The organism is Dorea sp. AF36-15AT (assembly GCF_003477705.1).
Lineage (GTDB): Bacteria > Bacillota > Clostridia > Lachnospirales > Lachnospiraceae > Claveliimonas > Claveliimonas ammoniilytica.
This window is the reverse complement of record NZ_QUDV01000009.1, coordinates 103092-128709: the sequence shown is the minus strand read 5'-3', so window position 1 is coordinate 128709 and position 25618 is coordinate 103092. Positions and strand designations below refer to the sequence as shown.

Sequence of the window (25618 nt, the reverse complement as noted above, 5' to 3'; positions counted from 1 at the left end):
TATTAACAGTATTATATAGAAAAACAGGCAGGCATTTAGGTATTTAGAAAAATATCTAAATGCCTGTTGCGTTTTGCGATGAGGTGTGTTATAAAGTAATTAGAAATATTTCTAAATAGATTCACGACAGGTAAAGGATGGTGAGTATGGGATTTGGAGAGACATTTAAAGCACTATCAGACCCGGCACGCCGGGACATTCTTTCTTTATTGAGAGAAGGACGGATGTCGGCTGGAGAGATTGGAGCACATTTTGACATGACAGGTGCGACAATTTCCTATCATTTGAAGATCCTTAAGAAAGCAGGACTGGTCTTTGAGACCAGGGAAAAGAATTACATTTATTACACATTGAATACTTCCGTAGTTGAGGAAGTGATGCTCTGGCTGTCAGAGCTGAAAGGGGATGGAACTCATGCTGAAAGCGAATAAAAAGTTTTTTATTGTAACATGTATTATTACAGTGCTCCCGATATTGGTCGGGTTGCTGTTGTGGAATCAGCTGCCGGATCGGGTAGCGACACATTTTGGTACTGACGGTACACCGAATGGATACAGCAGTAAGTTGGTTGCGGTAATAGGGATTTATCTGTTTTGCCTGGCGGTACATATATTCTGTGCATTGGTGACAAGTGTGGATCCCAAAGGAAAGAATATCAGTCCGAAAGTTTATCGTCTGATACTCTGTATCTGTCCGCTGGTATCTATTTATGTGGGTGCCACTGTTTATGGTAATGCACTTGACTATAAGGGCGTAAACAGTACAGTCTGGATAAATGCGTTGATGGCTGTGATACTGATCGTGGTCGGTAATTATCTGCCGAAATGCAGACAGAACTATACGATAGGCATTAAGCTGCCATGGACACTGGCAGACGAAGAAAACTGGGATTATACGCACCGGATGGCTGGCAAATGGTGGATACTCGGCGGTGTGCTAACCTTTCTGGCTGGCTTTCAGTCATGGGTAGATCCGGTCTATGTAAGCCTTGCAATTATTATGATTGTGACACTGATTCCAGGAGTGGCATCGTATCTGTATTTCAGAAAACACAGCTTATAAATAAGATTAGGAGAAATAATATCTACATCTTATCGACGGGTGCTATACTGTATATAGTATGTCAGAATAACAGGTAAGATAAGGAGAAAGTTATGAGTGGTTTTTTCGGAGTAGCATCGAAGGAAGATTGTGTACTGGAACTTTTCTATGGAGTGGATTATCACTCTCATCTGGGAACAAGACGCGGGGGCATGGCAGTTCATGGGGAAGATGGCTTCGACCGTGCAATCCATAATATTGAAAATACACCGTTCCGAACCAAGTTTGACAAAGATGTCGGCAATATGAAAGGCAATATCGGTATTGGCTGTATCTCAGATTATGAACCGCAGCCGCTGCTGTTCAGTTCTAAGATTGGAAGTTTTAGTCTTGCATTTGTCGGTAAAGTTAATAATTATGAGGAATTACTGGAAGACCTGTATAGCAGATCTAAGACACACTTTCAGGAAATGACGAATGGAACGGTCAATGTGACAGAACTGATCGCAGCACTGATCTGTGAGAAGGACAGCTTTGCGGAAGGTATCCGATATGTGCAGGATCTGGTGGATGGATCATTGAGCATGCTGTTGATGACCGAGGAAGGAATCTATGCAGCAAGAGATAAGATGGGACGTACTCCGATTGTTGTAGGACATAAGGAAGGCGCATACTGTCTGTCATTTGAGAGCCATGCATATATTAATCTCGGATTTCAGGATTATAAAGAACTGGGACCTGGCGAGATCGTTTATGTGACTCCGGAGAGTGTGGAGACATTGGTAGAACCTGGAAAGGAAATGAAGATCTGTTCCTTCCTATGGGTATATTACGGATATCCGACATCTGCTTATGAGGGTGTGAATGTAGAAGAGATGCGTTATCGTTGCGGAAGCATGCTTGCAAAACGTGACGGCGATTCCGTGCATCCGGATATCGTAGCAGGTGTACCGGATTCCGGTATTGCACACGCCATCGGATATGCCAATGAATCCGGCGTTCCGTATGCAAGACCATTCATCAAATATACACCAACCTGGCCGAGATCATTCATGCCGACCAATCAGAGTCAGCGTAACCTGATCGCACGTATGAAGCTGATTCCGGTGAAAGCATTGATTGAAGATAAGAAGCTTCTGCTCATCGATGATTCCATTGTCCGCGGCACACAGCTTCGTGAGACAACCGAATTTCTGTATCGCAGCGGCGCAAAGGAAGTTCATGTGCGTCCGGCCTGCCCACCGATCATGTACGGTTGTAAATATCTGAACTTCTCACGTTCCAGATCAGAGATGGAGCTGATCGCCCGTCAGATGATCCAGAAGAGAGAAGGAGATAACTGTCCGCAGGAAGTACTGGATGAATATGCAGATCCATGCACCTGCAAATATGAGCAGATGATTGAAGATATCCGGAAGCAGCAGAACTTCACCACACTGAGATACCACAGACTGGATGATCTGCTAGCATCTATCGGTATCGAGCCATGTAAAGTATGTACATACTGCTTTAATGGTAAAGAGTAGAGCGGACGAGTAATTTGTGATACGAAAATCAAAAATAATGGTTGAAAAACAGAAGACCAGATGCTATAATAACATTAGGCGATAAGCTGAAAAGAAAATACTGTGTTCACGAGAATTGAACAAACGAAATGCCTCGGAGTTGCGGCTCCGAGGCATTTCTATTCCGTTGGAACAGGTGGCTTAAGCCTGAGGCTGGTTACAGCACTATCCGTCCAGCCATCTGCATATGTAGTAAGCAACTACACTTGCCAATACGGATAGTATAAATGAAAATACTGTATCCACAGTCTCACCTCCGATCTGCTGTCAGTGTAGGTGAGACAGCAAAAGAATTATAACATGGTTTAAATAAACGCACAATATGAAAATAAAAAGAATAAAAAAGCATATTTTTAGTAAAAATAAGTCTTGAAAATGATGCAGATATATGTTATATTCATTTCAGGCAAGTTAGTGAGAACCTGAGGCTGGTTTCAGTACTATCCGTCTAGCCATTTGCATATGTAGTACGTATCTATACTTGCCGGTACGGAAAGAATGAATGACAGAAATGCCTCGGAGCTGCTTCTCCGAGGCATTTCTATTTGATAGAATCCTAAAATAACTCTAAATTCTAAAACTCAGTAATGCCATTCCTACATATATAATGCTATACTAAATATATCTTTAAATTCCAAATTGCTGATACGGAGGGACTTATGAAAGATTTTGTGAAATTGGACGATGTCCGTAAGATATATCATATGGGTGAAGTTGAGATCGCTGCAGCTGATGGTATTTCTTTTCAGATAGAAAAGGGAGAGTTTGCAGTTGTAGTTGGCCCAAGTGGAGCAGGAAAGACAACGGTACTGAATATTCTTGGCGGAATGGATGTGGCAACATCCGGTCGGGTGCTGGTGGATGGAGTAGATATTGCAAAGTATTCTGGGAAGCAGCTGACAGCATATCGCAGAGACGATATCGGATTTGTATTCCAGTTCTATAACCTGATTCCGAATCTGACTGCATTGGAGAATGTAGAACTTGCGCTTCAGATCTGTAAGGATCCGCTGCCGGCAGAAGAGGTGTTGCGGGAGGTAGGACTTGGTGACAGATTGAAGAATTTTCCGGCACAGCTTTCCGGAGGTGAGCAGCAGAGAGTATCAATTGCGAGAGCGTTGGCGAAGAATCCGAAGCTTCTGCTCTGTGATGAGCCGACAGGAGCCCTGGATTATAATACAGGTAAGGCGATTTTGAAACTGCTCCAGGATACCTGCAGAGAAAAGGGAATGACGGTAATCCTGATCACGCATAACTCGGCAATCGCACCAATGGCAGATCGGGTGATCCAGATTAAGAATGGTAAGGTATCGAAGATGACGGTGAATCCGCATCCGGTATCGGTCGAGACGATAGAATGGTAGGAGCTTGGATATGAAGACTACGACGATTGAATTTTTCAGAGAGATTAAAAAGAGCTCGGGACGTTTTGTGTCGATTCTGTTTATTGTTGCGCTTGGTGTTGCATTTTTCTCTGGAATCCGTGCTTCGGAACCGGATATGCGTGTGACAGGAGATGCATATTTTGATCAGGCGAATCTGATGGATATCAAGGTTATCAGTACACTGGGATTGACAAAAGATGATGTGAAAGCATTCGAAGGACTGGATAGTATCGATAAAGCAGAAGGCGCATATAGTGGAGATTTTCTGAATTATGATGGCGAGAAACAGCGCGCGTTGCATGTGATGTCGTTGTCTGAGGATATAAATCAGATTACGGTTACAGAAGGAAGACTTCCGGAAAAGTCTGGCGAATGTCTGGCGGATGACGAGAGCACCTATAAGGTCGGAGATAAGATCAAGCTTACGTCCGGTACGGAAGACCCGGTTACAGATACACTGACAACAGATGAACTTACTGTGGTTGGCACAGGGAACAGCCCGTATTATATATCTTACGGCAGAGGCAGTACGACGATCGGCAACGGAAGTCTGTCAGCATTTCTTGTGGTTCCGAAGGAGACATTTACACAGGACGTGTACACAGAATGCTATCTGTTAGTAAAGGGAGCGAAAGAGTGTATTGCTTATACAGATGAATACGAAGATCTGATAGATGATGCGATGGATGATGTGAAGGAGCTCTCCAATGATCGTGGAATCATCAGAAGACGGGAACTGGTCGATGATGCTACCAGAGAGCTGGATCAGGCGAAGATAGATCTGAAAGAGGGAAAAGCGAAGGCAGAACAGGAATTATCAGATGCAGAGACACAGATAGCGGATGCAGAAAGTCAGCTGGCAGATGCGAAAGAAAAGATCAGAAGCGGCAGGGCTCAGATAGAGGAAGCAAAGAATACGCTGACACAGAAACAGCAGGAGCTGGATCAGGCAAAAACACAATATGCAGATGGTGTGCAGCAATTACAGGATGGACGTGCTCAATATGAAGCAGGGAAGACTGCATTTGAAGCAGGAAAGCCAGAGGCAGAACAGAAGATTACAGAAGGCGAAGCAGCTCTTGAACAGATCCAGGCGGGGATTGATATCTGCAATAATGGATTAGAGGCACTCAAAGATATGTGTGGTAATGATGAATCCATTTATGGAAATCCGGATACAGAGATAGGAGCACAATACGCTGGACTGGTGCAGCAGCTGGAGGGATTGGAGCAGCAGAAAACAGAACTTTCAGCTCAGCTGCAGATGGCAAAAGATCAACTCGCTTCTGCGGAACAGCAATTTTCAGATACGAAGGCCGCACTGGATGCATCTGAGGCAGCGCTGGCGTCAGTACCGGCGCAGCTGACAAGTGGACAGGAGCAGATTAATGCCGGCTGGCAGGAACTGTCTGAGAAGGAGAAGGAACTGGAAAAAGGGATGTCTGAGATTACGGAAAATGAGAATAAGATCTCAGATGCAAAACAAGATCTGGAAGAAGGCAGAACAAAAGCGGCACAGGATATTGCGGATGGGGAAGATAAGATTGCAGATGGTGAGAAAAAGATCAATGAGATCCCTGAGGCAGAATGGTATATTTATGACAGAAGTACATTGCCGGAGTACAATGGTTATGGGGAGAATGCAGATCGGATGAAGGCTATAGGAAAAGTCTTCCCGGTATTGTTCTTCTTGGTAGCCGCTCTGATCAGTCTTACCGGTATGACTCGTATGGTAGAAGAACAACGAGTACAGATTGGTACGATGAAAGCACTTGGATATCGCAGATCAACAATTGCTATGAAGTATATTGGTTATGCGTTTTTTGCAACTATCACCGGAAGTATTCTCGGAGTGTTGGTTGGTGAGAAGATTTTGCCGTATATAATCATTTATTCATATGGTATTTTATATCATCACATTCCGGAGATTCTGGTGCCATATGTGCCGTCATACGGTATTATGGCATCGGCAGCAGCAATTGCGTGCACTTTGATGGCAACAATTTTTGCCTGCTATAAGGAACTGGGAGCACAGCCGTCTGAGCTGATGCGTCCTCCGGCTCCTAAAGTAGGAAAAAGGGTTTTCCTGGAACGGATTCCGTTTATATGGAAACGATTGAATTTCTCGTGGAAATCTACAGTGCGCAATTTGATGCGGTATAAAAAGCGCTTCTTTATGACGATATTTGGTATTGGTGGCTGTATGGCGCTGATGATCGTGGGATATGGACTTAGGGATTCTGTATATGAGATTGCAGATATCCAGTATTCTGAGATCCAGCTTTATGATGGTCAGATCGTGCTGCAGGAAGATTTGAATGAGCAGGATCGAGAACACCTGAATACATTTTTGGATACGGACAAAGAAGTAGAATCTTATATGGATGCTTATATGAAGAGCATTACACTTAAGAATGGAAAGAAAGAGCGTCAGGCTTACATTACGGTGTTTGGAGATGTGAAAAATATAGGACGGTATGTAGATTTTCACGACCGGAAATCAGGTGAGAAATACAAACTTACAGATGATGGCGTGATCATCTGTGAAAAGACTGCTAAGCTTCTAAACGCTAAAGTGGGAGATCGTATCACGATTCCGGATGAGAAAAACGGCGATAAAGAACTTACCATTTCTCATATATGTGAGAATTATATGGGACATTATATCTATATGACACCAGCTTATTATAATAAGGTATTTGGTACAATGCCGGAGTATAACAGTGTTTTGTTTGAAACGGATGATTCTTATAGCCAGACACAGGTAGAAGACGTTGGCGAGAAGATTATGAAACGGGATGAAGTTTTAAGTATCAGCTATGTTCATGATATTCAGGAACAGTTGGATGAAATGCTGTCCAGCCTTAATCTTGTTATTATTGTATTGATCATTTCAGCAGGAATGCTGGCATTTGTTGTACTTTATAATCTTAATACGATCAATATCACAGAGCGGCAGCGGGAATTAGCTACATTGAAGGTATTGGGATTCTACGACGGAGAAGTGGCACAGTATGTATTCCGTGAGAATATTCTGTTGACGTTTATCGGTGCAGCAGTGGGTGTTGTGCTTGGCAAGGTTCTGCATTTGTTTACGATTCAGACGGTGGAAGTAGATGCAGCTATGTTTGGAAGGAGTATCTATCTGCCGAGTTTTATTTATAGTCTGTTGTTTACCGTGGGATTTTCATTGTTGATCAACGGGATCATGTATTTTAAACTGAAGAAGATTAATATGGTGGAGTCCTTGAAGAGCGTAGAGTAACTCTTTTTGAAAATACGCTGATGGATTTGGAAGACAGATTTAATAAACAGTTTATAAATTTAAGGAAATTATTAGCACTCTTTTTTGAAGAGTGCTAATTTTCTATTGACTTTTAAATTTTACAGTATTATCATAATTTTTGTACATAAAGTACGGAAAAAAGAGCTGGCAGGCTCTGATATTATATAGAATAAAAACAGGAGTGATAGACATGGCAAAAAAAGGTTCATTATCAATCAGCAGTGAGAATATTTTTCCAATTATTAAAAAGTGGGTATATTCCGATCATGACATTTTCTTCCGTGAGATGGTGTCGAATGGATGTGACGCGATCACTAAGCTTAAGAAGCTGGATATGATGGGTGAATATCAGCTTCCGGATGATTACAAACCACAGATTCGTGTTGTTGTAAGCCCGGAAGATAAGACTTTGAAGTTTATCGATGATGGTCTTGGCATGACAGAAGATGAAGTTGAAGAATATATTACCCAGATCGCATTTTCCGGTGCAACAGAATTCCTGGAGAAGTATAAAGATAAGACATCAGAAGATGATATGATCGGTCATTTCGGTCTCGGATTCTATTCCGCATTCATGGTTGCCGATGAGGTTCATATTGATACACTTTCTTATAAAGAAGGGGCAAAGCCGGTACACTGGGTAAGTGACGGTGGCACAGAATATGAGATGTCAGAAGGTGATAAGGAAGGTGTTGGTACTGAGATCACACTGTTCCTGAATGAGGATAGTTTACAGTTCGCGAATGAATACCGTGCAAGAGAAGTACTGGAGAAATATTGCTCATTTATGCCTGTTCCGATCTATCTGGAGAAGGCGAATGCGGAGCAGGAGTATGAGACTATCGATGAGGCAGATCTGAAAGAGGATGACGTAGTCGTAGAGCGTATCCATGAAGAAGCCAAGATGGAAGAAAAAGAGAATGAAAATGGTGAGAAGGAGATGGTAGAAGTATCTCCTGCCAAGGATAAAGTTAAGATCAACAAACGTCCGGTACCGCTTAACGATACGACACCGTTGTGGACGAAACATCCGAATGAATGCAGCAAAGAAGACTACATTGATTTCTACCGCAAGGTATTTATGGATTACAAGGAGCCATTGTTCTGGATTCATCTGAACATGGATTATCCGTTCAACTTGAAAGGTATCCTGTACTTCCCGAAGATTAATACCGAATATGATTCTGTAGAGGGAACCATTAAGCTGTATAACAATCAGGTCTTTATCGCAGATAATATCAAAGAAGTAATTCCGGAATTTCTGATGGTATTAAAGGGAGTGATTGACTGCCCGGATCTGCCACTGAACGTATCCAGAAGTGCTCTGCAGAATGATGGATTTGTTAATAAGATTGCGGATTATATTTCCAAGAAGGTTGCAGATAAGCTGAGCGGAATGTGCAAGACAGATAAAGAGTCTTATGAGAAGTATTGGGATGATATCAGTCCGTTTATCAAGTTTGGATGCCTGAAGGATGAGAAGTTCTGTGATAAGATGACAGATTACATCTTGTTCAAGAATATTGATCATAAGTATCTGACACTGAAAGAGTGTGTAGAGAATAACGGTGGCAAGCTGGAAGATAAGAAAGCAGAGAAGCCGGAAGGTGACAGCGCTGAGAATAAGGAGCAGACTACCATCTACTATGTGACAGATGAACAGCAGCAGAGTCAGTACATCAATATGTTCCGTGCGCAGGGACAGGATGCTGTGATCCTGTCACACAACATTGACTCTCCGTTCATTACACAGTTAGAGCAGCGCAATCCGGAACTGAAGTTCCAGAGAATTGATGCGGATGTCAATGCATCTTCTAAGGAAGAAGTATCTGAGGAAGAGAAGGAGGCATTCCAGAAGACAACCGATGAACTGGTTGCACTGTTCCGTAAAGAGCTTGGCAATGAGAATCTGGAAGTGAAGGTAGAGAAGATCAAGGATGAGTCTGTGGCAGCAATGATCACACTGTCAGAGGAAAGCCGCCGTATGCAGGATATGATGAAGATGTATGGTATGGCAGGTATGGATCCGTCTATGTTTGGAACGACAGGCACACTGGTACTGAATGCGAATCATCCGTTGGTACAGTATGTACAGGCACATAAGGATGAAGAGAATACAGGTATCTTCTGTAAGCAGTTATATGATCTGGCTATGCTGGCGCATAAGCCGTTATCACCGGAAGAGATGACAGCTTTTGTACAGAGAAGTAATGAGATTATGCTGAAGCTTGCAAAATAATGTGATATAATGAATCCGTCGATGGTGATGACTATCGGCGGATTTTTGTACAGGTCGAATAGGTGCCAGCCTGCTCGATTATTGAGGTTATGAGATTCCATTTCACAGGAGGATAAGCAAATGAATACAAGAACAGAACGCATTATGAAGGCATTGGAAGAACGTGGATTAAGCCAGATGCTGGTAGTAGATCCGATGTCTATTTATTATATGACCGGTGTCTATATTGAACCACATGAAAGATTCTACGGATTATTATTGCGGAAGAATGGAGATCATGTATTATTTTTGAATAATTTATTTACCATTCCGGATGGCGTAGAACTGGAGAAGGTATGGTATAGCGATACAGATCCGGCGATGGATTATGTGATGAAATATATTGATCCGAACTGTAAACTTGGTGTTGATAAAGATATTAAAGCAAGATTTTTATTACCATTGATGGAGAATCATGCCGCAACAGGATTTGAAAATGCTTCTCTTGCAGTAGATGTGACACGTGGTATTAAGGATGAAGAAGAAAAAGAAAAGATGCGCGCAGCATCTAAGATCAACGATCAGGCTATGGCGAGATTCCGTGAACTTGTAAAAGAAGGCATTACAGAGAAAGAGATCGCTGATCAGACTCTTGAGATCTACAAAGAACTGGGAGCAGAGGAATTCTCCTTTGACCCGATCGTGTCTTTTGGAGCCAATGCAGCCGATCCGCATCACATGCCAGATGATACCGTGTTGAAAACAGGAGATGTGATCCTGTTTGATGTGGGATGTATCAAAGATGGATACTGTTCTGATATGACACGTACCTTCTGCTATAAAGAAGTAACAGCGAAGAATAAAGAAATCTATGATCTGGTACTGAATGCAAATCGTTCTGCTATCGCAAAGATCAAACCTGGTGTACCGCTCTGTGAATTAGACAAAACAGCCAGAGATATCATCACAGAAGCAGGATACGGTGAGGGGTTCAATCATCGTCTGGGACATTTTATCGGACTGTCTGAGCATGAGTTTGGTGATGTATCGTTGACAAATGAGACAAAAGCAGAGCCTGGCATGATCTTCTCTATTGAGCCTGGTATTTATCTGCCGGGAGATACAGGAGTTCGAATTGAGGATCTGGTGTTGGTAACAGAAGACGGCGTAGAAGTGCTGAACTCTTACACCAAAGAACTGCAGGTTATTGAATAAAACGATAGACTTGAAGGAAAGACACGGAGGGTATGTGCAATGAAGTTATTTCAGCAGAAGACGGTGATTAACAAATGTGAGACGGCAAAAGAATTTGCAGAGGCTTACCAGATCGGCAAGGGAGATTTTATCCTGGCGAGCAAGAGTACCTATGATGCGTATTTTACGCCGTTAGGTTTGGATGCCCATGTGGAATACAAGAGCGAGTATGGAAAAGGAGAACCGACGGATGTGATGATCGATGCGCTGATTGCAGATTATAAAGCATCCGGATGTGACCGTATCATAGCGATCGGTGGCGGTGGAGTTATCGATATGGCTAAGATTCTGGTGCTGGAAGGTGAACATACTGCTGAGCAGGTGTATCGCAGACAGGTACCTCTGAAGAAAGCGCATACCTTGATCGCAGTACCTACCACTTGTGGCGCGGGATCAGAAGTGTCCAACGTATCGATCGCAGAATTGACCAGTATTCACAGTAAAATGGGATTAGCGGACGACAGTATTTTTGCAGATGAGGCAGTGCTTGTGCCGGAACTTTTGACCAAGCTTCCGTATTCATTTTTTGCTACCAGTGCGATTGACGCATTTATCCATGCCATCGAATCTTATGTGTCACCAAAGGCAACGCTGTATACACGGATGTTCAGTAACCAGGCAATGGAAATGATCCTGGACGGATTCCAGAAGATCGTGGAGTATGGACCGGAATACCGCATGGAGATTCTGGATCAGTTTCTGGTGGCAAGCGATCTTGCCGGTGTGGCATTTGGCAATGCGGGAACAGGCGCGGTGCATGCTATGTCCTATCCGTTGAGTGGGGAGTATCATGTGGCACACGGCGAAGCCAATTATCTGTTCCTGACAGCTGTATTTGCGGAATATCAGAGAGTGAATCCAGATGGAGAATTAAAAGAGCTGAACGAACATCTTGCGGGACTTCTTCACTGCGAAGTGGATCAGGTCTATGTAGAGATCGAGAAGCTGTTAGATAAGATCATTGCCAGAAAGAAGCTTCATGAGTATGGCATGACAGAGGATCAGATCCAGAGCTTTGCAGAAGGCGTAGAGCAGAACCAGCAGAGACTGCTGAACCAGAGCTATGTAAAGTTTAATGTGGAACAGATGGTGAAGATTTACCGTCAGCTGTTCTAAGATAATAAATGGAGGCAGGAACATGGGATTTTTTGATGATGTAAAGAACAGCCTGACAGAGAAAAGTCAGGATCTGAGCAAGAAGGCGAAAGATACGACAGAAATATATCGTCTGAATAATGCGAATAAATCTATGGAAAAAGAAGTCGAGAAGCTTATCTATCAGATTGGATTAAGATACTATGCAAATTACAAAGACGAGTGTGCAGAGAAATGTCCGGATCTGATTGAACAGATTGATCAGCTTTATCAGACAATGGAGGCGAATAAGCAGCAGATCGAGCAGCTTTCAATTGTTGAGGTATGTCCGAACTGTGGTAAGAAACTGGACCCGAATGCGAAGTTCTGTGTGAATTGCGGAACAGCTATCAATCGTGAGCCGGCATCGGCTACACCGAATCCGTCAGGAAAGGTGTGCGCCGCCTGCGGAACGCCACTGGAAGATGACGCTGCGTTCTGTACCAATTGCGGAACTCCGGTGAAGAATGATTAAAATAATTATAGAAGATAAAAGCCATGGCTCAGAGCTATGGCTTTTATAGGTTCTCTTAACTTTCTTCATTCTGCTGATAGTAAGGCAGGAATATCTCTATAACATATCCCATTTCACTGGCAGGAATCTGTACGGAAAATAATTCAGTGATGATCTCAAAATTTTTCTCCAATACATTGAATAGTGTCGCATGCTGTTTAATCAGTATACGTGCTTTTGGATAGACGAACGGCTCTTTTCTTATGCATCGTTCCAGTGCAAAAGATGTATGGAAAATGAATTTGATCAGTAAGTCGTCCGAATACGGAACGGACAGATCCTGCAAAATGTTCAGCAGAACATGGAACAGAGCCTGGCATGCCTTTTCGGGATTCAGGAATACCAGAGATTCAGACAGCAATTTTTCCTGAATATTCTGCAGAAGTTCTTGCGCCGGTGTCTCTACTGAAGTCTCTGCCGTGACCTGTTCGGTGGTCAGTGAATCAAAAGCATTGGAGGACTGAATCGTAGCACCCAGAGATTCGACATGTTCTGCAATCGATACGATCTTCTGAATCGTCATATCCTCTACGATCGTGTATTTGCCGGAAAAATGTTTTGAAATCAGCGAACTGTGTTTTGGGATAAATGACTGGTCGGTGATGATGATAACACCTCGACCACGGTCGATTTTGCGCATTTTCTCAGCAATTTCATGAATAATTGCTTCTGCCGGTTCATCCTTTGATATGGTCATATAGGATGCATGGGTTTTGAACTTCTGACCATTAATAAAATCAGCATAATTTCTGGAAATTTCTCTTCCGGAGGAAATGATCAGAAGCTGGATATATCGTCTGTCAATCCACTGGGAAGACAGGTACAGATATGTTGCAATATAATCCACTTCAATGGACGGAAGCTTAACGTGATCTGTTTCGTTCAGTGTGGAGGAGATCCTGCTGGCATAGGCGTAATCACTTCCTCTGGCAATCTTGTTATTCAGACTGACGGTGGAAGAGGTGACGCCTGATTTTAGGTTGTTCAGCTCTCCGGAAATGTGAAGAAGCAGACCATAGAGCAGATTCTCGCTTTTACAGATTGCATGATTCTGGACGATTGGATGGATCGTATCATAAAGCGTCTGTAACATGACAGACCGAAGGCTGTTCAGCTGTGAATTAGCAGCAGATTCAATATCACTAATACACTGATTGATGAGCTCATCACCAACTTTGCGGACGGTCAACGGGTTATCATTCTTGTTCGGCTGATCCAGATCATACAGAAGCTGCAGTTCTGGATTGAGTTTCTGTGCTGAAAAGAAGAAATATTCTGTTGAGAACAGGTTCAGTGTTTCATTAAGCTCTGCAATGTGATCGTCGACATTGAAGATATTCTCCAGCACAGGTGTGGACAGATCATCCAGATCGATGTCGATAAACATGGAATTTTCTTCAACATATCGCTGATAACCGCTGGCACATGCCTGCCGGATCTCGGAACGCTGATGCGCCAGGTTTCCGCTATATTCAGACATGGTAAGACAGCTCAGCGCGTCCTTGGAAATACGGATCGTCTTGTCAATTGTGAGTGCTTCATCCTGAAGATATTGCATGATGATCACCAGCTTTTCTACAATGGATCGCTCATACAGGTTCGGCATATCGATAAACATTGGAAAACATCTGCGTAAATCCCCGTCATTTCTCAAAACTGCTGTGGATGCAGTGGCAATGATTAGGGATGACAACGGAATCGTCTTGTTGGAATTGATCGGTGAAAATGATTTATCCAAAATGGCATTGTACAGGGAACTTAACACACCTGACGGCAGCTGGTCGATATTATTCATAATGATAATATGATTGGAAGACTGTTGAAAAAGTCCTCGCTTCCAGGTGTTCGTTTTTGCAATGTATTCACCGAACAACAATTTAAGCAATGTGTTGTCTGGAGTTCCGCTATAATTTAGACACTCTACAATATGAATCTTCTTCTTATCATCAATAAAGTGTGCATCTCTTGCATAATTGGACATTGCCTTCGCAAATTGAAAACGTCCGGTACCTCTATCGCCGATGATTAGTGTGTTCAGTCCGGAAGGATACAGGATTGCTGACTTTGCCTTACGCACCGGTTCTGCCATTTTTGAATGACGGAGATTGGTGATATAGCGGTTAAAGGTGTTGATATGATCCTGTCGTACCTTGGATGCAGATGCATTGGAGGTAGCCAGATAGTCCTTGATTGTCTTGTCCTTTGGAATGATGGAAGGGATGTAGGCGTGTTCTACATAGCGGTCCAGTGCTGACCGATCCATAAAGAATACCGGTCTCGAATCCGTTTTGATCAGTCTTCCTTCATTATAAAGCTGATTAAGAAGTCTGGATATGTTGGCACGGTTCATTTTCAGATCCAGGCTGACCGTCAGCGTGTCCAGACCCAGCGATTCAAATTGTTCTTCTTTTAATTTGGTAATCGTATCACTACGAATATGTTGATATACCTGTTCTTTTTTCTCCATGGTGTCTCCCTTCTGAGCAAAAAATAAAAAAAGTATAAAGAAAACTGTGTAAATTATTGCGTGATTCGAACACAGAAAGTGTATTTACCGTGTCGGTACTTTGTATTATCTATGAAAAACTGTAAAAATTCAACTGCAAAATTCGTGAAAAATAGAACAAAGTTGTCAAAAACAGCATAAAATGGCGAAAAAAGATGAGATACACAAAAGGCACAGTGTGTAAAAAAACCTAAAATTTTACAAAAAAATAGTTGGGTGATAAAGTGTGTTCATCGAGATTATTGCAATAATTCCGGAGAATGAAGGAGGGAAGAATTAGATGGTAGCATTATTATTGGTCACACATGGTGATCTGGCAAATGCATTAGTAGGAAGCGCAAAGCTGATCATGGGAGAAGCACCTTTGGTTGAGAGCTATGGATTATATCATGGTGACGATATAGACGCGCTGAAAGATACAGTCAAGGACGCAATCGTCCGACTGGAAGAGCAGTCAGGAGGAGATGGAGTACTGGTTCTGACCGATCTGCTTGGAGGCAGCCCGTACAATGCGACTGCACGAAGCTTTTACGAGTTAGGCAGTGAGGTAAAAGCAGAGTGTATTACCGGAGTGAACTTGCCGATGCTTCTGGAAGCTGCATCCGGTACATCCTATATGAACCTGGAAGAACTCAAAAGCGCCTGCCTGACGTCAGGTCCGGAGGGCATCGTTAACTTAAAAGACAAGATTCAGATCTAAAAGGAGGAGAAGAGAATTATGCATATTTCAATATTTCAGGCAATTTTGTTAGGCTTACTGTATTACCTGACAAACAACGGAACACCGTGGGTAACCGGTCTTGGTAGTGTATCTATCCGTCAGCCAATCGTGTGTGGTGCAATTACAGGTTTGATCCTTGGTGATGTAACACAGGGCGTTATCATCGGTGCAACAATCAACACACTGTACCTTGGATTCATCAATGCAGGTGGAACACTTCCGGCAGATGCCGGTATCGGTGGTATCGTAGGTACCGCACTTGCACTTTCATCAGGAGCTTCTGCTGAGGCAGCAATTGCTATCGCAGTACCTCTTGGTATTGCAGGTACAATGATCTGGACACTGCGCCAGACAGTAAATATCTACTTTGTACACCAGATGGACAAATACGCACTGACAGGTGATACAAAGAAAATGGCATTCTGGCAGAAATGGCCAACCCAGATTTTTGCCTGCTTAGTAACTACAATTCCTGTAGCCGCAATGGTATACCTTGGATCAGCAGCAGTACAGGGCGCAATCGATGCATTATCAGGAACACCACTTCACATTCTGAGCGTAATCGGTAGCCTCCTTCCGGCAATTGGTATCGGAATGCTTCTGAAGATGCTGAACACAAGAAAAGGAATCCTTCTTTTCTTTGTACTGGGATTCTTCCTTCAGACATATTCAGGACTTGGAATGCTTGTAATCGCAATCTTCGCTGGTATCCTTGCATACGTATACGGCGAACTGAAATTTAAAGATCAGGAGGTGTAGAAAATGGGAGAGCAGACAATGGAAACACAGAAGAAAGTATCTTTGACAAAAAAAGATTTGAATAAAGCATATTGGACATTTGAAACATATGCACAGGCTTGCTGTAGTTATGAAAGACTGCAGGCACCTGGATTCTTCTCAGGTATGAGAAACATCATTGATAAATTGTATGACGATGATCCGGAGCAGAAGGCAGAAGCCTGCCAGCGCCACATGGAATTCTATAACTCAGAGTTCGCTCTGGTAGGACCTGTAATCCTTGGTGCAGCAATCGCTATGGAGGAGGAAAAGGCAAACGGTGCAGACATCGACGGACAGGCAATCAGTGCTATCAAGACAAGTTTGATGGGACCTCTGGCAGGTATCGGTGATACACTTCGTCAGGGAACATTGATCCCGATTATCGGATCTATCGCAATTGCACTTGGACAGGCAGGTAATCTGTTTGCACCAATCTTTTATATGCTTGCTACGCTGGCACTTAACTGGGGTATCAGCCACACACTGTTCATGAAAGTATACGACAAAGGTACTGCTTTCGTAGCAGAATTCTTCCAGGGTAACCGTATGGAGAAGATCATGACTATCATCACTACGATGGGTTCTGTAACAATCGGAGCGCTGGCGGCCAATACGGTTAAGTTAAGTACACCACTGGAACTGACACTTGGAGAAAAGGTTCTGAACATTCAGGCAGATATCCTTGATTCCGTAATCCTGAACCTGCTTCCATTCTGTGCAGTTATGCTGGTATTCTGGTTGATTGGTAAAAAGAAAGTAAGCATCAACAAAGTAATCATTGGTATTTTTGTAGTAGGTATTGTCGGTGGACTGATCGGCATTCTGTAGGAGGCATTTAGACATGAAGGTATTAATTACATCTAACAGCTTTGGAAAATTTGACTCCAAACCCAGAGAACTCATGGAGTCTCTGGGCTGGGAGGTAGTCGGCAACAGATATCATCACATTATGAATGAAGAGGAAATGATGGGTGAAGTACCTGGTGTAGACGCAATCATCCTTGGCTCAGACACAGTCAGCAAAAAAGTATTAGAGAAAGCAGATAAATTAAAGATCATTTCTCGTTATGGTGTAGGTATTGATAACATCGATCTGGAAGAAGCTAAAAAGAGAAATATTGAAGTTACCATTACAAGAAACTGCAACACAGAAGCAGTTGCAGATTATGCGATCGGACTGATGCTTTCTGTAATGCGTCATATCAGCACAGTAGATAAGAACCTGAAAGCAGGAACATGGCAGAAAGAGACTGGTATCAACCTGTGCCACAAGACCGTAGGCGTTGTCGGACTTGGTTCTATTGGACGCCAGGTAGTAAAGAGACTGAAAGGTTTTGACTGCAAGATTCTTGGATATGATAAATTTTTAGACGAAGCTTACTGTAAGGAAAACGATATCACGGTTATGGAGCCGGAAGAGATTTTCAAAAAAGCAGATATTATTACCCTTCATGTTCCGGGGAATCCGGATGGAACTCCATTAGTTGGAGCAAAGGAACTGGCTTCTATGAATAAGAATACAGTTCTGATCAATACTGCCAGAGCTTCTCTGGTAGACGAAGAGGCGCTGATTGAGGCACTCGCAGAGCACCGAATATACGGATATGGTACGGATGTATTTAAAGGGGAACCGCATATCAATGAGAAATTTGAAAACCTTGATAATGTGGTATTAAGTCCGCATACTGCTGCGGTAAGTGTAGAGGCAATCAATCTGATGACCAATACAGCAGTAGATCATATTTTAGAGTATTTCGGTGTTAAGAAAGGAGAATAATCATGAGAAATATTGTATGGACAAGAATTGACGACCGTCTGATCCACGGACAGGTAATGACACAGTGGATTCAGCACGCTGATGCAAACGAGGTGGTAATCATTGATGACGGTGTGGCAAAAGACGCATTCATCCAGATGATCATGAAATCCAGTGTGCCTGCAAAGATTAACCTTGAGATTTTCAACGTGGCAGATGGAATCGATTATTTAAAGGGTGAAGATGATGGAAAGAAAATCCTGGTTTTGGTTAAGACACCAGGCGTTCTGGTAGCTCTTGCAGATGCAGGCGTGAAACTTGAATCTGTTAATGTGGGCGGTATTGGCGCTAAGGCAGGGCGTAAGACATTATATAAGAACATTTCCACAAGTGAAGCTGAGAATCAGGATCTGAGAAATCTGATCGACAAAGGAATCAAAGTATTCTTCCGTGTAGTAGTATCAGACTCAGAGGAACTGGTTGAAAAATATGTATAGGTTATAAGAAAGGCGCGTAATACAATGAGTGACGTAGTAAAATTTATTGAAGACAACAAGGTATTGGTAATCTGTCGTGGATATTACGGAGATGATCTCCGCAAGGTGATCACTGCTCTTCATAAAGGAGGAATCCGCATGGCTGAGGTGACATTCGACCAGGCAGATCCGGACGCAATTGAGAAGACCAGTGGTGCAATCCGTATGATCAGAGAAGAGTTTCCGGACATGAAAGTCGGATCAGGAACTGTAACCTGTGTAGAGCACGTAATTGCTACCAAAGAAGCAGGCGGAGAATTTTGCCTGTCACCGAATGTAAATATTGATGTAATCAAAGCTACAAAAGCAGCTGGTCTGGTATCTATTCCGGGAGCAATGACACCGTCTGAGATCCTGGATGCACATGATGCTGGCGCAGATATCGTGAAGATCTTCCCGGCAGGATGGCTTGGACTTGGATATCTGAAGGATGTCAAAGGTCCTGTTAACCACGTAAAATTCCTTGCAGCAGCAGGAGTGAATGAAGAGAATTTTGCAGATTTCCTGAAAGCAGGATATTCTGCAGCTGGTATCAGCGGACGACTCCTTGACAAGAAAGTAATCGCAGAAGGAAATTACGATGAACTGACCAGAAGAGCACAGACATTTGTGAAGATCGCATCAGAAAACTAATGATAAAAAAGTCAGCATCTGCTGACTTTTTTGTTTACTAAAATTTGCAGGAAATATAAACATTTGGAGGAAATTCATGAAGAAGAAAGCAGTTATATTTGGAGCGGGTAAGATTGCGAGAGGATTTATCGGACAGTTACTTTATCTTAGTGATTTTGAAATTACCTTTGTAGATGTATTTGAACCAATTGTAAATGTGTTGAATGAAAAGAAACAGTATCATGTACATGTACTCGGAGATGAATCATTAGACAGTGACGTTACAGGTATTCAGGCATTTACATACGATTCTAAAAAAGAGATTTACGATGAGTTCTACAAAGCAGATCTGGCATTTGTATCTGTAGGAGGTAATCACCTGCCGGCAGCAGCCCAGAGTGTTGCGGATATCATTAATACATACGGAGCACAGAAAGTAGTGAAGAACATCATCGTATGTGAGAACTGGAAAGATGCAGCAGAGACATTTAAGAAGCCTCTGATGGAAGCACTAAATGACGAGAACCGCAAGATATTTGAAGAATATGTGGGTATCTCAGAAGCTGTACTGATGCGTACCGCTACACAGCCGGATGAGGAACTTGCTAAGAAGTATCCACAGGATGTATGGGTACAGAACTTCTGGTATCTGCCGATTGATAAGTCAAGATTAAAAGGGGAGATTCCAGAGATTAAAAGTGTAGAATTGATGGATCATTTTGGTAATTTTCTGACACAGAAGATGTACACCAATAATACCAGTAATGCGGTTATTGCATATACAGGATATTTACTTGGATATGATATTCTTGCAGATGCAGCTAACAGCCCGGAGATCCAGAAGCTTCTGGACAGTGCATACAAAGAGATCAATCAGACACTGGAAGCAGAACTTGGTGTAGATCCGGCGCAGCAGGAAGCATTTGCTAAGAAAGCAAGAGCAAAATATTGTGACAGAGTTATTGTAGATAAGGTTATTCGTCATGCCAAGGATCCACTACGTAAGCTCGGACCACAGGATCGTCTCGTAGCACCATGCCGTATGGCTTTAAAACATGGTATTTATCCGAAGACGTTGATTGATACTATAGCGAAGGCACTGTATTTCGATGAGTCGACGGATGAATCTGCCATGAAACTTAAAGAGATGCGTCAGACATATGGTGTGGAATATGTGTTGCAGAATGTGTGCGAACTTGATAAAGAAGAACCATTATACGCAGAAGTATTGAAATCAGTAGAAGAAATAAAAGAACAGGGATTGGTGAAAGGTCATGAGTAATATAGTAATCATTGGAGCCGGCCAGACGGGGAGAGGGTATCTGAATCGTTTCTTTCAAGCGGAATCAATTACTTTTCTGGATAAAGATGAAGAATTGATTCACGCATTGCAGACTGAGCCATGTTATCATGTGTCTTTTGGACCGGGAGCAAGAAAACCGCTGGAACTGGAGAATTATAATGCTTATCTGATTGACTCGGAAGATGGCATCCGGGCTATGGCAGATGCAGATCTGATCATGGTAAGTGTGGGCAAGAAGAATCTGAAAGATGTAGCAGTCAGTCTGAAGAAGGGGCTGGCAGTGCGTACAAAGGACGATATTGATATACTGACTGCAGAGAATGGCGTTAATGTGAAGCAGGATATGATGGAACTCTGCGAGGATCAGAGAGTGCATCTGGCAGAAGCTATTGTATTCTGTACAACCATTGGAGAAAAATGGTCTCTGGATATCCTGAGCCAGAACCTGGATTATCTGCCATACGATGTGGTAGCATTGGGACATACCCTGCCATATGAAAATATGGTAGCCGAGGAGAAGTTGGATGTACTGATGCAGAGAAAAATCTACACATATAACTGTATTTCTGCGGTAGTATCTTACCTTGGATATTATAAAAAATATGAAGTCTACAGTGATGCTGCCAATGATACAGAGATTGTATCCTGCATCGAAGGCATCTTAAAGACATTAAATCATTGCATCTGTGAAGAATATCAGATTACAACCAAGGAACAGAAGGAATTTTCTGATATGGCGGTTGATAAATTCCAGAACAGAAACATTGTAGACAGTATCGAGCGTAATGCAAGAGACGTAGACCGTAAGCTTGGTGCTACCGAGCGAATTATGGCACCACTTGCTATCGTGCGTAAGCATGACCAGAGCTCACCGGAGCTGCTCCTGACAGCAGCCAGTGCATTGTATTATGGAAAAATGACCAAGACTCTTCTGAAAACAGAAGCAGAGTACATTGTAGATCTACCGGAAGAGTGGCAAAAAGAGATCATGGAAGATCTGGAAGCCCTGGAACAGAAAAAAGACATAGCAGATATACTGAAATAGATTGTCTCTCCTAGATGCAAAAAGAGTTGTGATGAAAGTCGCGGCTCTTTTTGTAACTTTTTTATAATGGAATCTTTTTGACATTTGTATGAAACCATGATAATATGATTATAGAAATAGGGTGTCGCCGATAGACGGTTAGTCCGATTTTAGTTATAACAAAGATAGTCGCGTAGTTTTGTTGGACTGTGGGCGGCTATTTTTGCGTTTTGTTAATATCTTTACCGAATGCGTATCCGATACTGAAACAGGTTAAGCCGAAGCTCACTACTGCAATAAAATCTGCAATACTCATTGGTTTAGCCCTCCTTTTCAGTGGATTCCCTTGCGGGTTTCTATGTAATCAGAGGGTCACAGTCCCTCTGTCGAAGGACTAACCGCCTACCGTTATGGTAACACCCATGTGATGAGTATAGCATTTGTAAGAGATAAATACAATTGAAATTATGACAAATTAAATATTTTAATAAAATACATACGATTAACAAAAAGATTGCGGTTCGAATAAATCGCAATCTTTTCTGCTATAAAGCTACATCATATTCTATCCCATGTTCTGCAAAGAATTTTTCTACCCATTTATCAAATGCGTGATCCAGTGATTTATCCAATGTAAATACTTTTAATGAAGTTCCTGTCACACAGGTGAGCGTGGAACCGTTATATCGGAAGTTAAGGTATAGTCCCTGCACAGATTCCGGCTGAAAGTCCAACTCATTCTCTGTAATAAGAGTACGGACGGCATCAGCAGATAGGGAGAATACGAAGTGAAAATCCAATGGTGTCCGTTTGCCTTTAATAATAGAAAAGACAAATTCCCGGAGTGATTTCCAGACGCTGTATGGTTCTGCCGGAGCATCCTCTTCATAGAAATCGCTGTGGATATAGCCGTCGATGGTGAATTTATTAAAGGTGGTGACAGAGCCTTCGATAAACAGAAACGAGTCGAATGTCTCGCGGAGCAGAAGCTCTGCCATGCATTTTTTGGTATTTAAAGTTAAGCTGATCATAGATGTTCTCCATTCCGAATGAAATGATTAAGTGCTAGATATTACTATAGCATATGTAACCTCGTGTGAAAAGAGAGAAATGAGTTAAAAACATTGAACCAAATGTAGAAATGCTTTAAAATGAGATATTGAACAATGTGAATTTTATATGGAAAGATATTTTTAATACAGTATAGAAAATAAAGGTATAGAATATGAAGAATCGAATTGAGGAAGAATACAATCGCAGGGAAGTGAAGCCAGTCCGCCTGAATAAGTACATCAGTGATGCGGGTATCTGCTCCCGGCGTGAAGCAGACCGGTTGATCGAAGCCGGTAAAGTGAAGATAGATGGAGTGACGGCATCCTGTGGCATGAAGGTGTTGCCGAATCAGACAGTGACAGTTGGAAAGAAGGAGATCCGCGGAAAGAATGCCATGGTAGTGCTTGCGGTGAATAAACCGGCGGGTGTGGTCTGTACGGAAGACATGCGCACGAAGAATAATATCATTCGGTTTCTGGATTATCCGGTACGGGTGACTTATGTAGGACGCTTAGACAAAGATTCGGAGGGACTGCTTCTGATGACCAATAACGGTGACATCATTAATAAAATGATGCGCGCCGGCAACCGTCATGAGAAGGAATACAAGGTGACTGTGAACAAGCCGGTGACGGATGAATTTGTGGAACAGATGGCAGCAGGTGTGCATATTCAGGATAAGGAAAAAGGTCTGGATGCAGTGACCAGACCGTGTACGGTAGAGAAGATTGGAAAATATAAGTTCCGCATCGTGCTGACACAGGGACTGAACCGCCAGATCCGAAGGATGAGCGAGGCGCTGGGGTATAAGGTGACAGAGCTTGTGCGTGTGCGTATTATGAATATCGAACTGGGGAATCTGAAGCGAGGCGAATATCGGAGCCTTACGGATGAGGAACTGAATGAATTATATGAAGAATTGAAAGGCTCGGAGAATGCGCCGGGCGGAAAAGGAAGATAGAAGATTATGAATAACAATACAGATACCAGGAGAATGCAGGAGCTGGTGGAGCTTCTGAACCGGGCGGCGAAAGCCTATTATCAGGATGCGGACGAGATTATGTCCAATTACGAATATGATGCACTGTATGACGAGCTGCAGGCACTGGAGGCTCAGACCGGAGTTACGTTGTCTTCCAGTCCGACGGTGAATGTAGGATATGAAATATTAAGCGAGCTTCCAAAAGAACGGCATCCGAGTCCGATGTTGTCATTGGATAAGACAAAAGATGTTGCCGGACTGCAGGCATTTGCCGGAGACCAGAAAGTGGTCATGTCCTGGAAGATGGATGGGCTGACCATTGTATTAACCTATCGTGACGGCGGTCTTGTGAAGGCGGTTACCAGGGGAAATGGTGAAGTTGGTGAGGTTATTACAGCTAACGCCAGAACATTCAAGAATCTGCCGCTGCAGATTCCGTATAAGGGTGAGCTGGTTCTTCGTGGTGAGGCAGTGATCGGATATAAAGATTTTGAAAAGATTAATGAAGAGATTGCAGAAGTAGATGCCAAATATAAGAATCCGAGAAATCTGTGCAGCGGATCGGTCCGCCAGTTAAACAGCGAGATCACAGCAAAGCGTAATGTGAAGTTCTACGGATTTTCGCTGGTACAGGCAGAGGGTGTGGACTTCCATAATTCCAGAGCAGCGCAGTTAGACTGGCTTGCGAGTCAGGGGTTTGAAGTAGTAGAACATATTGTTGTGAGTCGGGAAGAGATACCGAATGAAGTTATTAAATTTTCGGAAAAAATCGTGTCGAATGATTTTCCGTCTGACGGACTTGTGTTAATATATGATGATGTAGCATACGGTCAGTCTCTGGGCAGAACATCGAAGTTTCCGAGAGATTCATTTGCCTTTAAATGGGCAGATGAGACGAGCAAGACGGTATTGCGTGAGATTGAATGGAGCCCATCGAGAACAGGACTGATCAATCCGGTAGCAATTTTTGATCCGGTGGAACTGGAAGGTACGACTGTGAGCCGTGCCAGTGTTCATAATATCAGCATTATGGAAGAATTAGAGCTTGGTATCGGAGACCAGATCGAGGTCTACAAGGCGAATATGATCATTCCGCAGATTGCAGAGAATCTGACCAGAAGCGGTGTGAAAGATATCCCGAAGGTCTGTCCGGTGTGCGGAGGTGCCACGGAGATCCGGAGTATCAGTAACGCCAAAGCATTGTATTGCACCAATCCGGAATGTCAGGCGAAGCAACTGAAGTCTTACGCATTGTTCGTAAGCCGGGATGCGCTGAACATTGATGGATTGTCGGAAGCTACATTGGAAAAGTTCATAGCCAGAGGTTTTATTCATGATTTCGCAGACCTGTTTCATCTGGAGCAGCATCGGGAGGAGATCTGTGAGATGGATGGATTTGGTGAGAAGTCGTATAATAATCTGATCGCCAGTGTGGAGAAGGCAAGAGAGACGACACTGCCGAGACTGATCTACGGACTTGGAATTGCCAATATAGGTCTTGCCAATGCGAAGCTGATCTGCAAGGAAATCGGACACGACCCGGGGAGGGTTATGGATCTGAACGCAGAAGATCTGGCTGCGATTGATGGAATCGGTGATGTGATCGCAGGCAATTATGTGGCGTATTTTGCAGATGTGGAGCACCGGGAATTATTTGAAAAGCTTCTAAAGGAAGTGAAGTTACCGGAAGGACAGGAAGATGTAGGTGAGCAGACATTTGCCGGAATGAACTTTGTAATTACCGGAAGTGTGGAGCATTTTGCTAACCGTAATGAGGTAAAGGCACTGATTGAATTCAAAGGCGGCAAGGTGACTGGTTCAGTAACATCCAAGACCAATTACCTGATCAATAATAACGTAGAATCCACATCCTCCAAGAATAAAAAGGCGAAAGATTTGGGTATTCCGATCATTACGGAAGAAGACTTTTTAAGGATGATATAAATTA

Annotated in this window: 21 protein-coding genes; 19 read left to right on the top strand and 2 right to left on the bottom strand. The window is 42.9% G+C overall.

Going from position 1 to position 25618, the window contains the following annotated elements:
• Positions 1–146 precede the first annotated feature (146 nt).
• The 9 genes from DWZ93_RS12750 (at position 147) to DWZ93_RS12710 (ending at position 12358) form a co-directional block, all read left to right on the top strand.
• Positions 147–431 carry an autorepressor SdpR family transcription factor gene (locus DWZ93_RS12750; protein ID WP_147345589.1) on the top strand — a complete coding sequence of 95 codons (285 nt, stop codon included), beginning with the start codon at positions 147–149 and terminating at the stop codon, positions 429–431.
• Positions 415–1062 carry an SdpI family protein gene (locus DWZ93_RS12745; RefSeq protein WP_118453149.1) on the top strand — a complete coding sequence of 216 codons (648 nt, stop codon included), beginning with the start codon at positions 415–417 and terminating at the stop codon, positions 1060–1062. Before DWZ93_RS12750 ends, DWZ93_RS12745 begins: the two co-directional genes overlap by 17 nt.
• A gap of 92 nt (positions 1063–1154) precedes the next feature.
• A complete protein-coding gene (locus tag DWZ93_RS12740) occupies positions 1155–2567 on the top strand; it encodes an amidophosphoribosyltransferase (RefSeq protein WP_118383605.1) in 1413 nt (470 codons plus the stop codon).
• A 698-nt stretch (positions 2568–3265) separates the two neighbouring features.
• A complete protein-coding gene (locus tag DWZ93_RS12735; protein WP_118453148.1) occupies positions 3266–3970 on the top strand; it encodes an ABC transporter ATP-binding protein in 705 nt (234 codons plus the stop codon).
• A 10-nt stretch (positions 3971–3980) separates the two neighbouring features.
• On the top strand, positions 3981–7256 hold the full coding sequence (locus DWZ93_RS12730) for an ABC transporter permease (RefSeq protein ID WP_199665946.1): 3276 nt from the start codon (positions 3981–3983) through the stop codon (positions 7254–7256).
• Between the two features lie 211 nt (positions 7257–7467).
• Entirely contained in the window at positions 7468–9516 is a 2049-nt protein-coding gene (gene htpG / locus DWZ93_RS12725; RefSeq protein ID WP_118453146.1) for a molecular chaperone HtpG, read from the top strand.
• A 120-nt stretch (positions 9517–9636) separates the two neighbouring features.
• Positions 9637–10710 (top strand): M24 family metallopeptidase, encoded by a 1074-nt coding sequence (locus DWZ93_RS12720; protein WP_118453145.1) that lies wholly within the window; start codon positions 9637–9639, stop codon positions 10708–10710.
• Between the two features lie 39 nt (positions 10711–10749).
• A complete protein-coding gene (locus DWZ93_RS12715) occupies positions 10750–11865 on the top strand; it encodes a 4-hydroxybutyrate dehydrogenase (RefSeq protein ID WP_118383614.1) in 1116 nt (371 codons plus the stop codon).
• A gap of 22 nt (positions 11866–11887) precedes the next feature.
• Positions 11888–12358, top strand: a complete 471-nt coding sequence (locus DWZ93_RS12710; protein WP_118383616.1) for a zinc ribbon domain-containing protein — start codon at positions 11888–11890, stop codon at positions 12356–12358.
• A 55-nt stretch (positions 12359–12413) separates the two neighbouring features.
• On the opposite strand, the gene DWZ93_RS12705 is transcribed toward DWZ93_RS12710, so the two are convergent.
• Positions 12414–14864, bottom strand: coding sequence for a PRD domain-containing protein (locus DWZ93_RS12705; RefSeq protein ID WP_118453144.1), 2451 nt, complete (start codon positions 14862–14864; stop codon positions 12414–12416).
• Between the two features lie 319 nt (positions 14865–15183).
• Between DWZ93_RS12705 and DWZ93_RS12700 the strand changes: the two genes are divergently transcribed.
• The 8 genes from DWZ93_RS12700 (at position 15184) to DWZ93_RS12665 (ending at position 21656) form a co-directional block, all read left to right on the top strand.
• The gene (locus tag DWZ93_RS12700) at positions 15184–15603 is read left to right on the top strand and encodes a PTS sugar transporter subunit IIA (RefSeq protein WP_118383619.1); all 420 of its coding nucleotides are present in this window, start codon (positions 15184–15186) and stop codon (positions 15601–15603) included.
• Between the two features lie 18 nt (positions 15604–15621).
• Positions 15622–16383 carry a PTS mannose/fructose/sorbose/N-acetylgalactosamine transporter subunit IIC gene (locus DWZ93_RS12695; RefSeq protein WP_118383621.1) on the top strand — a complete coding sequence of 254 codons (762 nt, stop codon included), beginning with the start codon at positions 15622–15624 and terminating at the stop codon, positions 16381–16383.
• Positions 16384–16386: 3 nt separating this feature from the next.
• Positions 16387–17232: a PTS system mannose/fructose/sorbose family transporter subunit IID gene (locus tag DWZ93_RS12690; protein ID WP_118383623.1), complete on the top strand. Its 846-nt coding sequence runs from the start codon at positions 16387–16389 to the stop codon at positions 17230–17232.
• Positions 17233–17245: 13 nt separating this feature from the next.
• Entirely contained in the window at positions 17246–18181 is a 936-nt protein-coding gene (locus DWZ93_RS12685; RefSeq protein WP_118453143.1) for a phosphoglycerate dehydrogenase, read from the top strand.
• A gap of 2 nt (positions 18182–18183) precedes the next feature.
• Complete coding sequence (locus tag DWZ93_RS12680) at positions 18184–18657, top strand: PTS sugar transporter subunit IIB (RefSeq protein ID WP_118453142.1); 474 nt, start codon at positions 18184–18186, stop codon at positions 18655–18657.
• A gap of 24 nt (positions 18658–18681) precedes the next feature.
• Entirely contained in the window at positions 18682–19329 is a 648-nt protein-coding gene (locus tag DWZ93_RS12675) for a bifunctional 4-hydroxy-2-oxoglutarate aldolase/2-dehydro-3-deoxy-phosphogluconate aldolase (protein ID WP_118453141.1), read from the top strand.
• Positions 19330–19405: 76 nt separating this feature from the next.
• Positions 19406–20590: a mannitol-1-phosphate 5-dehydrogenase gene (locus tag DWZ93_RS12670; protein ID WP_118383631.1), complete on the top strand. Its 1185-nt coding sequence runs from the start codon at positions 19406–19408 to the stop codon at positions 20588–20590.
• Complete coding sequence (locus DWZ93_RS12665; RefSeq protein WP_118383632.1) at positions 20583–21656, top strand: 2-dehydropantoate 2-reductase N-terminal domain-containing protein; 1074 nt, start codon at positions 20583–20585, stop codon at positions 21654–21656. The genes DWZ93_RS12670 and DWZ93_RS12665 overlap by 8 nt, the downstream gene beginning before the upstream one ends.
• A 524-nt stretch (positions 21657–22180) precedes the next feature.
• On the opposite strand, the gene DWZ93_RS12660 is transcribed toward DWZ93_RS12665, so the two are convergent.
• Positions 22181–22666: a DUF5721 family protein gene (locus DWZ93_RS12660; RefSeq protein ID WP_118453140.1), complete on the bottom strand. Its 486-nt coding sequence runs from the start codon at positions 22664–22666 to the stop codon at positions 22181–22183.
• A gap of 194 nt (positions 22667–22860) precedes the next feature.
• Here DWZ93_RS12660 and DWZ93_RS12655 point away from each other — a divergent pair, with 194 nt between their 5' ends.
• Together DWZ93_RS12655 and ligA are read left to right on the top strand one after the other, a co-directional pair.
• On the top strand, positions 22861–23649 hold the full coding sequence (locus DWZ93_RS12655; protein WP_118383639.1) for a pseudouridine synthase: 789 nt from the start codon (positions 22861–22863) through the stop codon (positions 23647–23649).
• A gap of 33 nt (positions 23650–23682) precedes the next feature.
• A complete protein-coding gene (ligA, locus tag DWZ93_RS12650; protein WP_118453167.1) occupies positions 23683–25614 on the top strand; it encodes an NAD-dependent DNA ligase LigA in 1932 nt (643 codons plus the stop codon).
• Positions 25615–25618 lie beyond the last annotated feature (4 nt).

Bases quoted from the DNA above. Each gene is read 5' to 3' on its own strand.
- DWZ93_RS12750 (WP_147345589.1), top strand. From the start codon at position 147: ATGGGATTTGGAGAGACATTTAAAGCACTATCAGACCCGGCACGCCGG.
- DWZ93_RS12745 (WP_118453149.1), top strand. From the start codon at position 415: ATGCTGAAAGCGAATAAAAAGTTTTTTATTGTAACATGTATTATTACA.
- DWZ93_RS12740 (WP_118383605.1), top strand. From the start codon at position 1,155: ATGAGTGGTTTTTTCGGAGTAGCATCGAAGGAAGATTGTGTACTGGAA.
- DWZ93_RS12735 (WP_118453148.1), top strand. From the start codon at position 3,266: ATGAAAGATTTTGTGAAATTGGACGATGTCCGTAAGATATATCATATG.
- DWZ93_RS12730 (WP_199665946.1), top strand. From the start codon at position 3,981: ATGAAGACTACGACGATTGAATTTTTCAGAGAGATTAAAAAGAGCTCG.
- htpG (WP_118453146.1), top strand. From the start codon at position 7,468: ATGGCAAAAAAAGGTTCATTATCAATCAGCAGTGAGAATATTTTTCCA.
- DWZ93_RS12720 (WP_118453145.1), top strand. From the start codon at position 9,637: ATGAATACAAGAACAGAACGCATTATGAAGGCATTGGAAGAACGTGGA.
- DWZ93_RS12715 (WP_118383614.1), top strand. From the start codon at position 10,750: ATGAAGTTATTTCAGCAGAAGACGGTGATTAACAAATGTGAGACGGCA.
- DWZ93_RS12710 (WP_118383616.1), top strand. From the start codon at position 11,888: ATGGGATTTTTTGATGATGTAAAGAACAGCCTGACAGAGAAAAGTCAG.
- DWZ93_RS12705 (WP_118453144.1), bottom strand. From the start codon at position 14,864: ATGGAGAAAAAAGAACAGGTATATCAACATATTCGTAGTGATACGATT.
- DWZ93_RS12700 (WP_118383619.1), top strand. From the start codon at position 15,184: ATGGTAGCATTATTATTGGTCACACATGGTGATCTGGCAAATGCATTA.
- DWZ93_RS12695 (WP_118383621.1), top strand. From the start codon at position 15,622: ATGCATATTTCAATATTTCAGGCAATTTTGTTAGGCTTACTGTATTAC.
- DWZ93_RS12690 (WP_118383623.1), top strand. From the start codon at position 16,387: ATGGGAGAGCAGACAATGGAAACACAGAAGAAAGTATCTTTGACAAAA.
- DWZ93_RS12685 (WP_118453143.1), top strand. From the start codon at position 17,246: ATGAAGGTATTAATTACATCTAACAGCTTTGGAAAATTTGACTCCAAA.
- DWZ93_RS12680 (WP_118453142.1), top strand. From the start codon at position 18,184: ATGAGAAATATTGTATGGACAAGAATTGACGACCGTCTGATCCACGGA.
- DWZ93_RS12675 (WP_118453141.1), top strand. From the start codon at position 18,682: ATGAGTGACGTAGTAAAATTTATTGAAGACAACAAGGTATTGGTAATC.
- DWZ93_RS12670 (WP_118383631.1), top strand. From the start codon at position 19,406: ATGAAGAAGAAAGCAGTTATATTTGGAGCGGGTAAGATTGCGAGAGGA.
- DWZ93_RS12665 (WP_118383632.1), top strand. From the start codon at position 20,583: ATGAGTAATATAGTAATCATTGGAGCCGGCCAGACGGGGAGAGGGTAT.
- DWZ93_RS12660 (WP_118453140.1), bottom strand. From the start codon at position 22,666: ATGATCAGCTTAACTTTAAATACCAAAAAATGCATGGCAGAGCTTCTG.
- DWZ93_RS12655 (WP_118383639.1), top strand. From the start codon at position 22,861: ATGAAGAATCGAATTGAGGAAGAATACAATCGCAGGGAAGTGAAGCCA.
- ligA (WP_118453167.1), top strand. From the start codon at position 23,683: ATGCAGGAGCTGGTGGAGCTTCTGAACCGGGCGGCGAAAGCCTATTAT.